Here is a 13,099-nt window from a genome sequence, read left to right on the forward strand (position 1 = left end):
TCGGCGCCAAAAACAGCGCCGCAATGTGACGTCACCCTGGGGGAACGAGGACACCCAGGAGCTCATCGACATTCTGGGGCGGTACAATGTGAAGGCCACCTTCTTTGTGGTAGGAGGCTGGGTGGACAAATACCCCGAGTCGGTCAAGGCCCTCCACGACGCGGGCCACGAGGTGATGAACCACTCCAACACCCACGCCCACATGTCCAAACTCTCCCGGGAGGAGATCATCGCCGACGTGGAGACGTGCAGCGACAAGATCGAGGCGGTCACCGGCGTACGGCCCACCCTGATCCGCCCCCCCTACGGCGAGTACAACGACACGGTCATCAGCGCCATCCGCTCCATCGGCATGGAGCCCATCCAGTGGGACGTGGATGTTTCCCCAACAGCTTCAAGGGCCTGATACATCAAAGTTTCAGAAGCAGCAGTCATATTCTGCCTATAAAGGCAGCAAGGAAGTCAGCCGGACATTTTTGCAAAAATGTCCGGCTGACTTCCTTTGTATCTTAGCAGTTAAATTTTCCCCGTAGGACCGCCGCAATCGGCTCAGAACGAAGACCGAGTGGCGTTTTACTCCGCCTGCGCACGGTAGAGGAAGGTCACGGTCTGGCTGCGGGTGCAGGTTGCGTTGGGGGCAAAGGCAGTCGCGGTCACACCCTGGGTGACGCCGCTCTCCGCAGCCCACAGCACCGCGTCGTAGTAGTACGCGCCCGCCTGGACGTCGCTGAATCGGTTCGTTCCGCTGGTAGCGGGAGATCCGGCATAGCGGTACAGGAAGGTGACGAACTCGCCGCGGGTCACCGTGGCGTCCGGGCTGAAGGTGGTAGCGGAGGTGCCGTTGGTAATGCCCTGCTCCACCGCCCACTGGACGGCATCCGTATAGTATGTATCAGCCTTTACATCCTCAAAAGCACTGGTGCCGGACTGGGGTGCCGGGCAGCCCGCAGCGCGCCACAGGAACGTCACTACCTCGCCGCGGGTACAATCCGCGTTCGGCCCGAAGGTGGTGGCGGAGGTGCCATTGGTGATGCTCTCCTTCACCGCCCAGGCCACAGCCTCGGCATACCACTCGCCGGACTTCACATCAGTAAAGGGGATGTCAGTGTCCTCGTCGGAATCACCGGGCTCGGGCTTGGTGGACGGGATGTCGGGAAGCGGAATGCCGGGAACCTCAGGCTTGCTCTCCACGGTCAGGCTGACCTCCGGGCACAGCTCCGTCGTGTCAAAGCTGGACAGGTCCATCTGGTACAGGTCGGTAACCGTTAGGTTCATGTAGGCCTCCTGATCCGCGGTATCATCCGCCACCTCGAACAGGAAGCTCAGCAGCGTTCCCGTTCCCTGGATGTCCGTATCATTTGCAAAGGCCGCCTTTACCGTTCCCTTGCTGGTCTGGGAATCGACAGACGCGCCGCCGGTTCCAAAGGGCGCGTTGACAGCCACCTCAGCGTTCTCCAGCATGTCGCCCACGGTTACCTTCACAAGGTTCAGCACATCGTCAGAGTAGTGGAAGATCAGATTGCCGGCAGCAAATCCGAACTTGTTTTCTGTCACATCCAGGGTAACCGTCACAAAGTCGCCCTCACAGGCCTTCTCCGGGCTGCTGATACGGACGGCCAGATCTCCGTTGGTGGGCACAGGGTCTACCGGCCCTGTCTGCTCGGCGTCAGTGACGGTGACCACACAGTAGGCGGTCTGATCCTCATAGCTGGCACAAATGCGGGTCTTGCCGGCCTTTACAGCGGTAATGACGCCGGCGGCATCCACGGTGGCCACGCTCTCGTCTTCGCTGGTAAAGGAAACGTCTTCCGCAGCCGCGCCGTACACCGTGAGGCTGCCTGTCTCGGCTACCTGCAGGTCCATTGCGGCGGGAGCCATCCCAAAGCTGGCCGGTTCGCCCGGGGAGATGCTCTCATCGACAGTTTCATTGAAGGCGTAGTCGCCCAGCAGCACGCCCAGATTGGTATGCCCGGTCACATCGAACTCCACCACAGTGGTGGCACCCCGCTGGAACTCCGCCACGGGCGTCTCAAAGATTTTCTCCTGCGTGTCCATATCCTGTACCAGGATATAGGCCAGATAGTGGTTATCCCGAGCCTTCAGGCGAGCCATCGTCTTCTCTCCGGCCTGGTAGGTGGTAAGGCTCACCAGCTCAGGGGCGCTGTTGTCGATGGTGATCGGCATGGACCAGGTCTGTTCACCGCGGGCATAGTCCAGCTCTGCATGCACGGGCAGTTCCACGGTCGTCCCATCCGGCAGATAGTTGTCATTGGCATCCGTGCCGTACCACACAATGGGCTCCACTGCGGGCACACACATGCCTGCCGAGCTCATGTAGTAGCTCTTGGGCACATAGAACGCAGTATCCTGCCAGTACACATCGCCGGTCTCCGTGTCGGTGATCGCATAGCGGATGGTCTTGGCATTGCGCAGCAGCGAGACATAGAGGCCGCTGATGGCAAAAACGCCCTGCTGCTCCCCGTTCTGCACCGCTTCCTGGGTGGTCATGGAGATCCGGTCGGCATAGAAGGGCACGCCGTCGGGGTGCTCGGAATCCTGCATCTCCCAGTAGGGGTTGAAGCCCAGCTCAAAGTAGGAGTTGTTTTCCAGCTCACCGGTCTCCTCATTGGGATAGATGACGCCGCTGAACGCGCAGTTCTCATACTGGCTGGACATACTGTCCACGCCGTCGGCGTAGGTGCCCTGATCCATGATGCTGGGCGCCGCCCAGTCGCCGTAGTAGCCCATGTAGGGCAGGGACAGAGTCACGCCGTTGTTCCCGTCTCCCACGGGGGTCAGAGTCACATAGCCCTCCACATACATGCCGTTGGCAAAATTCTCGTTGAGGTACGCCTTGGCCTGGTTGGAAAGCTGGAGCTGAATGGTAACCGTCTCGGTGCTGTTGGCGTTGACCTTCACGGTCTTGCCGGTCATATAGTTGATGCTGGTCAGGTCCGTCAGGTCGTAGGGCTTCTCGGCGATGAAGCTGAGGCCGTCCTGCTCCAGCACGCTCTCCGTCATCACCTGGGTATCCAGCGCAAAGGTAACCGAGGTATCCGCAAAGTTGGTCACATTGAAGGTCAGCGTGTAGGCGCCCCGCCTGTCGGCGTCGTCGCCCAGCTCGATCTTGGGGCGGTTCATCCCATCCACTGTCAGGTAGGAGGTGGTGCTCATGGCCTTTTCCACCTGCACCAGGCCAGCACCCTGCCGCCGGGGAGAATATGTATGGCCGTCCTCGTCCTGCAGCTGCGCAGCGGTGTTCATCAGCAGCGTATTGGCCAGCAGGTTGCTTTCATAGCCGGTCAGCCCCTCGAATGCCACATAGTTGGAGCTGGTCTTGTCCTTCATGTACTGCCGCACCAGGAGGGCGCAGCCGGCCAGGTTGGGGCAGGCCATGGAGGTGCCGCTGGAGCTGCCATAGGTGTTGTTGTCCAGGGAGGAGTAGACATTGCCGCCCACAGCGGTGATGTCCGGCTCCAGCCGCAGATCCGGCGTAGCGCCCCAGGAGGAGAAAATGCTCATCCGGTAGCCATCGCCGCTGACGCACTGGAACGTACCTTTCTTGATGGTCAGGGTACCCACGCCGTCCACCGCGGCATCCGCCAGGGCCTGCCCGGTGGCCTTCGCCACAGAGACCGCGGGGATATAGTAGGTGTTGATGGACATATAGAACGTGCCGGAGACATTGTTGTAGATAATGATCGCCGCCGCCTTTGCGTTGTTGGCGTAGCCTACCTTCTCATTGAAGGAGATGGAGCCGCGGGAGACCACAGCGATCTTGCCCTCCACATCCAGGCCTTCGTAATCCTCGGCTGCACCGTAACCGGGGACCATGACATACTGGTAGTCGCCCTCCTCCAGCTCGCTGAAGGCATGGACGCCCTCCACGCCTGTGGGGGCGTTGTCCACGTAGGGGTAAGCCTGTCCGTCCAACATAAAGCCCACGCCCGTCTCAAAGGCGTTATTGACGCTGGCCACAGTGGTGCCGCTCATCGTGGTGCCGGGGGAGGCCAGCGTGCCGGTGTCCGGGTTGTCGGTAAGAGCCAGATCCAGTCCCCAGTTGTTCCCATAGGCCACGCTGTAGCTGTTGCCAGCCGCAACCGCCAGGAAGATGCCCGCTTTCTCCACGCTGGCATAGATATCGTCATAGGTGGGGACAGACTCGCCCACGTAGGTGAAGCCCGCCGTGGAGCCCAGGCTCATGTTGATGACATCCACACCCAGCCGGACCGCGTCCTCCACGCCGGCCAGAATGTCGGCGTAGCTGCCGGAGCCCTCATCGCTCATGACCTTGAACACAGCGATCTGGGCCTCGGGCGCAACACCGCGGAAACCGTTCTCCTTGCCGTCATTGCCGGCGCAGATACCGGAAACATGGGTGCCGTGGTCGGAGCCCCCGTTGTGGTCGACACGGGTGGTCTTGTCGAAATAGTTGAAGGCAAAGGGCATCTTGGGGCTGATATAGCGCGCAGTGGTGGCGTGCATATCCACGCGGAGGTTCTGCACATCCGTCTGGGTCAGCCGGGGATTCTCCGGCGCAACGCTGAAGGCGTCGTGGTCGGTATCAATGCCGCTGTCCAGGACGGCGATCACCATGCCCTCGCCCTTGTAGCCCAGATCGTCTCACACCTTGGCAACCTCCTCCATCTGGGAGGCGGAACTCATCAGGGGGTCCACGGTAAAGGTGGGGGCCACATAGACACAGGAGACCCCGTCCAGCTCACTGATGGCCTCCATGTCGCCAAAGGCCACATCCATGGCGATGGCGTTGGTAGCCAGGGTGTACCGGTACTGTACGTCTGCCTTCTCGCCGTCAAGCACCTCTTCTTCGATGCTCTGGATCACGGCGTCCTGCTGGCTGTCAATGGCGTCCAGGATGCGCTCACCTTTTGCGGTGATATCCAGGCATCAGCCTGCTTCACCCACACGCCCACGCTCTTCCCGGCGGCAAACTGTGCCGTAACCGTCAGGAGCGGGCCATAGTTTGTGGCCTTCATCGCCACATAGCCGCCCACCTCAGTGTCGCTGCCCAGGGTAAGCGTGCAGTTTGTGCTCTGGTACTTTTCTGCGTCCATCAAATCGGTACTTGCGTCCCAATCCTCCACGATGTCGCATGACAACTCGTTTTCTGCATATGCGCTCATGCCCAACAGCATACACAGCATCAGGATCAGCGCAACTGCCCGTCTCGCTCTCTTCATGTGATTTCTCCTTTCTTTTCCCGTAAATCCTGTATTTTCTGCGGATTTTCAGAATTTTTATTCTCTCTTCTTCATTATGAAACATTTATATTTCATAATGAAGAATACATCGGTTCTGTATTGAATGCAACAGTTTTTTTGTGATGTTGACAAAAAAATACGGCCCCGGCGCACCGCATTGCTGCGTGCGCCGGGGCCGTATGCAACATCCGCTGCGGTCAGGGGCCCTCATGCTTTGAGAACAGCTGCTCCCCCACCTGCTGCAAAAAATGTCGAACGCTCTCTTCGTCCGTCCGGTAATATATGCGGTTGTCTACCCGCCGCAGGTTGAGCAGGCCGTAGGAAAAGAGTACATTCAGGTGCTTGGATATGGTACCGGAGGTCAGCTTCATCTCCCCTGCCAGCTCCAGGCCATAATATTCCCGTTGGGACAGCCGCTGCAGGATCTCGAATCTGCTCTTATCGCTGAGGAGCTTCAAAATATTCGACACATCCTCCATGACCTTTCCCGAGGGCTTCGTGCTGGTGTCAAGCCGCACCACCACGCCGATATTGGCAGTCTCTACCGCTTCATCCTGCCACAGGTCCACGCGGGTACACCCGATCCGCCAGAAGCAAACCGTTTCCTCCCATGTGGCGTCCTGTGCCGTTCCCATGTCGAATCCCAGAACGCTCTGCTTGAAGTCCCGCAGCCCATGGTGGGCAAAATAACTGCGCCAGCTGTCGATTGCCTTCTGAAACAGCGCATCGTGGCGCTGTAAGATCTGCTGCAGCCGGGCTGCCACCGGCCTGAGCCGCTCTTGCAGGGCATTCAGATGGGTCTCATACTCCATGAGTATCTTATAGATATTCCATTTACTCGCTTCCGGCAAAAACAGCTGATCCACCTGAGCAAAAAGCGACTGTGTCTCCTCCCCGCCGCATCTGACAAAATCCAGCCCGGAGTGGCTGATGCCCTGGATTTTGTAGTGGGAAAAGTTGTCGGATGCGCAGATATAGTACCGCTCCCGGCATGCTTTGATACTCTCGTCAAATTCTGCCGGACCGCCCTGCAGGAAGGAGTAGAGCACAATTTTTGCAAGACAGACCGTATCCCGGGCCGTTCCCCACTGAAATTTTTGAAAATAGTACTGCAGTTCAGGGTCCTCCCGATCCAGTCCCTTTGTCCCCTCCGTCAGGATCTCCTCCAAAGTTCTGAACAGCGTCTCGTAGTATTCCCGCTCCACTTCGGAGAGCTGTTCGCTGTACTTCAGGAAGAAGTTCCGTCTGGTATTGTGAAATGAGTCATTGTTCATGAACAGATACAGCAGCTCAACTGCTTCCATCAGCAAATATGGCTGTGTAACGATCTTTACCCCTGGCATACGCTGTTCTTCCTCTCTCTGTATGTATATTTCGAAAGGATTCCATCCATAGCATACCGTATTTTCACAGAAATGCAATATTATTTTCAGGCAAACCCATTGTAGCATGATACCGGACTCCACAGTTCCCGGGTCCGGATGCAGTGTGCCTCCGCCCGCGCTTCTACCGCCCGCAGACGAACGCAGCCCCTGCCGCTTGGCGGCAGGGGCTGCGTTTGTTATGTACTTGTGCGATGGCTCAGTCCTCGTCGGCGTCCTTGCTCTTGGGCAGGAACAGGCTGAGCAGCAGTGCCACCACAAACACGCCGGCCACGGCATTGCCGTTGAAGATGTCGCCCACGGCGGAGGGGAAGGCGCTGAAGAAGTTGCCGTCGGTCTGGGTCAGGCCCACGCCCACGCAGAAGGACAGGGAGACGATGATCATGGTGCGGTCGTTGAACTTGCAGTCCTTGAGCATCTTGACGCCCTCATACAGGATGGAGCCGAACATCATCACGGTGCAGCCGCCCAGGACGGACTGGGGCAGGGAGTTGAAGAAGGCGCCCAGGGGCGGGAAGAGGGAGGCCAGGATCATGATCAGCGCGCCCATGAGGATGGTGAAGCGGTTGATGACGCCGGTCATGGTCACCAGGCCCACGTTCTGGCTGAAGGAGGTCAGGGGCAGGCAGCCGAAGCAGCCCGAGATGGTGCTGGAGAAGCCGTCCACGGCCAGGGAGCCCTGGAGCTCCTCGATCTTTAGGTCCCGGTCCAGGGCGCCCTTGCACACCGCGGTGGTGGCGCCGGTGGTCTCCGCCGCCGAGACCAGGAACACGATGGCGATGGTGAAGAAGGCGCCCAGGTCAAACACCGGCATGTGCCCGGTGAAGAACACAGGCCGGGGCAGGCTGAAGAAGCCGATCTCCCCCACCGTCTTGCCGATGCCGGAGAAGTCCACCAGCGGCGCCACGCCGGCCAGGGTCAGGATGCCCGCCAGGATGTATCCGGCGATGAGGCCCACCAGGATGTTCAGGTTCTTGTACACGCCCTTGAGTAGGTAGCGGGACACCAGGCAGACCAGCAGGGTGAACAGGCCCACCAGCAGGTGATGCCAGGAGCCGAAGTCGGCGGCCCCGCTGCCGCCGCCCCAGGAGTTCATGCCCACGGGCAGCAGGGACAGGCCGATGGCGATGACCACGCAGGAGGACACCACAGGGGTGAGGAAGCGCTTCCAGTACCGGGCGCTCAGGCCCACCAGGCCCTCAAAGATACCGCCCAGGATGACCGCGCCGATCATACCCTCATAGCCCAGATTGGGATTGGTGCAGATAATCAGAAGACTTCCAAGGAAGGTGAAGCTGACGCCCATGACAATGGGCAGCTTGGAGCCGATCTTCCAGATGGGATAGAGCTGCATACAGGTGCCGATGCCGGCGGCAAACATGGCGCACTGGAGCAGGCGGGTGATCTCCACCGCAGTGAGGTGGTTTTCCGTCCCCCGCACCAGGGCGGCGCTGCACACAATGAGCACCGGGGCAAGGTTGGACACAAACATGGCCAGAACATGCTGCAGGCCGAAGGGGATGGCCTTGGACAGGGGGACGCGCCCATTGAGCCGGTAGATGTTTTCCGCAGTGACGGTCTTCACATTCGCTTCCTTGTTTTCCATTTCTGCACCTCTCATCGTCTGATTGCTAAATTATATTTTTCATTACAAATAACTATTTTTTAGCTAAAAGAGGAAAAGAATCCCTCCGGCCGGTCGTACACATCTCACTTGGTTTGGATCGGACACTGACACAGCCGGAGGGCGCGACAATTGGGATAGGATATGGATGCAAGCGCTTTTTCTGGGGCGGTTATACCGCGTCCGCCTCGGCGTTCTTTCCAAGCCGGCGCAGCATGGTCTTTTTCACGGCCCGGAAGATGTTCTCATAGCCGGTGCAGCGGCAGAGATGGCCGGAGAGCATCTTTCGGATCTCATCGTCGGAGAACTCCCGGCCGGCGGCCAGCAGCTCTGCGGCGCTCATGACAAAGCCGGGGGTGCAGAAGCCGCACTGGACCGCGGCCTCGTCGATGAAGGCCTGCTGGATGTCGGAGATCTCGCCGTTGGGGCCGGCCAGGCCCTCCAGGGTCACGATCTCCTTGCCGTCGGCCCAGACGGCCAGATAGATGCAGGAGTTGAAGGTCTCGCCGTTGATGAGCACGTTGCAGGCGCCGCACTCGCCCACCTCGCACCCCTTCTTCACGCTGGTCAGGCGGAAGTCGTTCCGCAGCATGTCGGTGAGGGAGGAGCGCACGTCCACCATCTTTTCCACCTTTTTGCCGTTGATGGTGCAGGAGACCAGCTTGTACTGATTACGCATGGATCTCACCTCCCGAAAGACGGATCGCCTCCCTGAGCCCCCGCTCGGCCAGCACCACGGCGATGTGCTCCCGGAAGTCCTTGGAAGCTCGCCAGCTGTCTCTGGGGTGGATGTCCTCCAGCACAGCCTGGGCCGCGGCCTTGATCGCCGCCTCGGTGACCGGCTGGCCCTTGGCCTTCTCCTCGGCGTGGACGGCCCGCATGGGAATGGGGCCCGCCACGCCGTAGGCGATGCGCACGTCCTCCATGGTCTGCTTGTCCGCAGACAGCTTGACGTTGACCGAGCAGCCGATGGTGGCGATGTCCATGGCGTTGCGCATGGCGTACTTGATGTAATGTCCCTTGTACCCCTCATAGGAGGACTTGGGGATGATAATGGCGGTCTGCAGCTCGCCGGGGCGCAGGTTCACCTGGCCCGCCTTGATGTAGAACGTCTGGATGGGGATGCGCCGCACCCCCTCGGGGCCGGTGATCTCCACGATGGCGTCCCAGGCGAAGAGGGTGGAGGCCGAGTCCGCCGACGTGACGCCGTTGCAGGTGTTGCCGCCGATGGTGCCGATGTTGCGGATCTGAGGGCCGCCCACCATGTCCACCGCCTCGCCCAGCACCTTGATGTGCTGCTGGATCAGGGGGTCCCGGGTGATGTGGGAGAAGCTGGTGAGGGAGCCGATCCGGAGGGCGCCGTCCTCCTCCAGGGAGACGCCCCGCAGCTCATCCAGCATGTAGATACTCACCAGTTCCCTGCCGGCCCGCTTTCCATCCCGGATCTGGACCAGCACGTCGCTGCCGCCGGCAATGATCTGGGCCTCCGGATGCTCCACCAGAAGCTGCACCGCGTGGGGTACGCTCTCAGCCTCATAGAGCGCTTTGATATCATACATAGACTGCTGCCTCCTTAGATCAGACCTTCTTCACGGAATCTGCGGAACAGGATATGGGGGTTGACCGGCGCCTCGTCCACCGCCACGCCGGTGGCGTGGTAGATGGCGTTGCGGATGGCGGGGGCCACCGAGCAGGCGGGGGGCTCGCCCAGGGCCTTGGTGCCGAAGGCGCTGGTGGGCTCGGGGTTCTCCACGAAATAGGCCCTCAGACGGGGGTGGTCCATAAAGGTGGAGAGCTTGTAGTCCAGCAGGTTGTTGTTCAGGGCCCGGCCGGTCTTGGGGTCGAACATCAGCTTTTCCGACAGGCCGTAGCCGATGCCCATGCTCATGCCGCCGTGGACCTGGGCCTCGGCCAGGGCCGGGTTGATGATGGTGCCCGCGTCGTGGACGTTCACAATGTCCACCAGCTTCACCTTGCACAGGGGGATGTCCACCTCCACCTCGGCGAAGGTGCAGCCGAAGGAGTAGGCGTTGGACTTGATCTGAGAGGTGCTCTCGGCGGTGATGTGCTGGCTGTCGGTCAGGCTGTACAGGGCCTCGGTGGCCAGCTCGCCCAGGGTCATCAGCACCCGACCGTCGGTGATGCGGACGATTTTGCCGTCGATGATGTCCAGGTTGTAGGGGGGCATCCGGGTCAGCTGGTGGGCGTAGTTCAGGATGCGCTCCTTCAGCAGGGAGCCGGTCTGCCGGATGGAGAAACCGGCGGTGTAGGTCTGACGGGAGGCGTAGGCGCCGGTGCCGAAGGGGGTCACGTCGGTATCCTGGCAGGAGACCACGTGGACCGCGTCCAGCGGCACGCCCACAATGTCCGCCGTCATCTGGGTGTAGGCGGTGTCGGCGCCCTGGCCGATCTCGGTCTCGCCCAGCTGGACCTGGAGGGAGCCGTCCTGGTTGAGCACCATACGGCAGGAGGAGGTCTCCAGGGAGATGGGCCACACCGCCGTGTTGTACCAGAACACGGCCATGCCCACGCCCCGGCGCACATCGCCGGTCTGGTTCTGGTACTCCTTGTATTTGCGCAGGTAGTCCATCTCCTTCATGCCCTTGTCCATGCACTGGTTGAAGGTGTCGGAGTAGAGCTCGTTCTTGGAGAAGGGATCGGTGAAGCCCACGGGCATCAGGTTCTTCCGGCGGAACTCGATGGGGTCCAGCCCCAGCTTGGCGCACACGTCCTCGGTGTGGCACTCCACCGCCCACATGGCCTGGGGGATGCCGTAGCCCCGCATGGCGCCCGCCACCGACTTGTTGGTGAACACGGTGTAGGCGTCGGCCTCCACGTTGTCGCAGGGGTAGAGCTGGGGGAAGCAGCCCATGCCCTTGGCCGCGATGCTGTGGCCATGGGAGGCGTAGGCCCCCTGGTCGGAGAAGGCCTCCAGCTTGCGGGCGGCGTAGGTGCCGTCGGGCCGCACCCAGGAGATGATGTGGCTGCGGATGGCGTGGCGCACCCGGTTGGAGACAAAGGTGTCCTCCCGGGGGATGTCGATCTTGATCAGGTGGCCCCCCAGCTGGGTGCACAGCCAGGCGCACAGGGGCTCGTAGAGCACGTCCTGCTTGTTGCCGAAGCCGCCGCCTATGTAGGGCTTGATGACCTGGATCTTGCCCCAGGGCACTCCCAGGGCCTGGCCCACCACCCGGCGGACGATGTGGGGGATCTGGGTGGAGCTGATGATCTTGATCCGGTCCCCCGTCATCTCGGCGGTACAGATGAAGTTCTCAATGTGGCAGTGCTGGACGGTGGGGGTGTCGTACCAGCCCTCCACCTTGATGAGGCCGGGCTCCTTGATGGCCTCCTCATAGTTGCCCTTGCAGATGGAGGTGTGCTTGAGGATGTTGTTGGGGTAGTCCTCATGGAGCTGGGGCGCTCCGTCCTTCATGGCCTCCTGGACGTCCAGGACGAAGGGGTACTCCTCATACTCCACCTTGATAGCCCGCAGGGCCTGGGCGGCGGCCACCTCGTCCTCCGCCACCACGGCGGCGATGTCGTCGCCGTAAAACCGCACCCGCTCGGTCAGAACCAGCCGGTCGGCCACGTCCTGGTGGCTCTCGTCGGTGGACCAGGGGTGCCCCGCCGTGGGGAAATAGTGCTTCTCCTTCAGGTCGAAGCAGGTGAATACCTTGACCACGCCGGGAATGGCCTCGGCGGCCGACACGTCCATGGACACCACCCGCCCGTTGGGAATGGTGGCGTGCAGGATCTGGGCCACATATGCCCCCCTGTCGCACAGATCGTCGGTATATTTCGTGCGTCCGGTCACCTTGTCATAGGCATCTACCCGGGTGACTTTCTTCCCTACATACATGGTGCTTTCCTCCTGTTTCCTGATGGCTGAAGGGGCGCCCTTCGGGACAGCCCCTCAGCCGTTGACGTGGTGTTCCACATGGGCCTTCATCTGATAAAATCCCTCCCGGGGGATGACGACCTTCCCTTTCCGCACCTGGATCAGCCCCATCTCCTCCAGATGCTGGATGCTCCGGTTGAGGGTCTTGACCGAAAAGCCGATCTCCTCCGCCAGCTGCTGCCTGGTCTTTTTCAGCTCCAGGCTCTCAGGCTGGGGCTGCCGCTGTTCAAACAGACGGATCAGGTGGACCATCAGCCGGTCCTTTCCCTCCATGAAGAGATACTTTCTGGCCTCCGCCGTCTGGGTGATCAGCCGGTGCATGTTCTCCTGGGTACGCATAAACAGCGCGTCCACATCCATATGCATCCACTCCATGTAGCACACCGCCGGGATGGTGAGCACCCGGCACCTTGTGGCCGACAGGATGCTGATGCGGTAGCAGGGCAGACCGGCAAAGCACTCGATCTCTCCGAAAAAATCTCCCGGTCCGAAATCCTTGAACGGGTAGGACCGGTCGTGGGCGGGCCACTCCACCCCCGTCACCTTTCCCGACAGGATCATAAAAATATGGGTGCACTCTGTCCCCGCCTTGATAAAGGTCTGGTTGGCGGGAATCTCCAACAGGGACATATAATACCTGACCTCTTCCGTGCAGTTGCGAAACAGAAGCTCCATGTACGCCCGCTTGTCCTCTGGCAATTCTTTAAAAATTTCCAAATGCATCCATCTCCTCAGAGCGCGCAGCTTCCAGAATCAGCAAATGGCACAGATTTCTCTTCCTGTAAACCCATTATATCCGCTATATCTCACAACTAGAAAGGCCATGTGTCCTTTTTTGCCCTGTTTTCTCCCCTCCGAACTGTACAATTTATCACAGGTATTTTTCACAATATGACCAGACCGCCTCCAGCCCTCCTTTCCGCAGGGCAGGGGGACAGGATGGATATCAGGCCCCCGCCATGAATAGGATAGG

General features: G+C 60.3%; 10 protein-coding genes. 1 reads left to right on the forward strand and 9 read right to left on the reverse strand.

The genetic code is table 11. From position 1 onward, the window contains the following. Positions 1-25 precede the first annotated feature (25 nt). A complete protein-coding gene (locus Q0K23_RS03745) occupies positions 26-406 on the forward strand; it encodes a polysaccharide deacetylase family protein (protein ID WP_294518019.1) in 381 nt (126 codons plus the stop codon). 167 nt (positions 407-573) lie between these two features. Here Q0K23_RS03745 and Q0K23_RS03750 read toward each other — a convergent pair whose 3' ends face one another. The 9 genes from Q0K23_RS03750 to Q0K23_RS03790 all read right to left on the reverse strand — a co-directional run bounded on the left by Q0K23_RS03750 (position 574) and on the right by Q0K23_RS03790 (position 12,849). Further along, a complete protein-coding gene (locus Q0K23_RS03750; RefSeq protein WP_294518021.1) occupies positions 574-4,596 on the reverse strand; it encodes a S8 family serine peptidase in 4,023 nt (1,340 codons plus the stop codon). 27 nt (positions 4,597-4,623) lie between these two features. Then, positions 4,624-4,845 (reverse strand): hypothetical protein, encoded by a 222-nt coding sequence (locus tag Q0K23_RS03755; protein WP_294518023.1) that lies wholly within the window; start codon positions 4,843-4,845, stop codon positions 4,624-4,626. Further along, on the reverse strand, positions 4,842-5,201 hold the full coding sequence (locus Q0K23_RS03760; RefSeq protein WP_294518025.1) for a hypothetical protein: 360 nt from the start codon (positions 5,199-5,201) through the stop codon (positions 4,842-4,844). The genes Q0K23_RS03755 and Q0K23_RS03760 overlap by 4 nt, the downstream gene beginning before the upstream one ends. Positions 5,202-5,419: 218 nt before the next feature. After that, entirely contained in the window at positions 5,420-6,565 is a 1,146-nt protein-coding gene (locus Q0K23_RS03765) for a helix-turn-helix transcriptional regulator (RefSeq protein WP_294518027.1), read from the reverse strand. Between the two features lie 238 nt (positions 6,566-6,803). Continuing rightward, positions 6,804-8,210 (reverse strand): uracil-xanthine permease family protein, encoded by a 1,407-nt coding sequence (locus tag Q0K23_RS03770; RefSeq protein ID WP_294518029.1) that lies wholly within the window; start codon positions 8,208-8,210, stop codon positions 6,804-6,806. A gap of 190 nt (positions 8,211-8,400) precedes the next feature. Then, a complete protein-coding gene (gene xdhC / locus Q0K23_RS03775; RefSeq protein WP_294518031.1) occupies positions 8,401-8,907 on the reverse strand; it encodes a xanthine dehydrogenase subunit XdhC in 507 nt (168 codons plus the stop codon). Then, entirely contained in the window at positions 8,900-9,787 is an 888-nt protein-coding gene (gene xdhB / locus Q0K23_RS03780) for a xanthine dehydrogenase subunit XdhB (protein ID WP_294518033.1), read from the reverse strand. The genes xdhC and xdhB overlap by 8 nt, the downstream gene beginning before the upstream one ends. Before the next feature lie 14 nt (positions 9,788-9,801). Then, positions 9,802-12,087 carry a xanthine dehydrogenase subunit XdhA gene (xdhA, locus tag Q0K23_RS03785; protein ID WP_294518035.1) on the reverse strand — a complete coding sequence of 762 codons (2,286 nt, stop codon included), beginning with the start codon at positions 12,085-12,087 and terminating at the stop codon, positions 9,802-9,804. 54 nt (positions 12,088-12,141) lie between these two features. Further along, the gene (locus Q0K23_RS03790; RefSeq protein ID WP_294518037.1) at positions 12,142-12,849 is read right to left on the reverse strand and encodes a Crp/Fnr family transcriptional regulator; all 708 of its coding nucleotides are present in this window, start codon (positions 12,847-12,849) and stop codon (positions 12,142-12,144) included. Positions 12,850-13,099 lie beyond the last annotated feature (250 nt).

The organism is uncultured Pseudoflavonifractor sp., from assembly GCF_944387275.1.
In the GTDB taxonomy this organism is placed as follows: Bacteria; Bacillota; Clostridia; order Oscillospirales; family Oscillospiraceae; genus Pseudoflavonifractor; species Pseudoflavonifractor intestinihominis.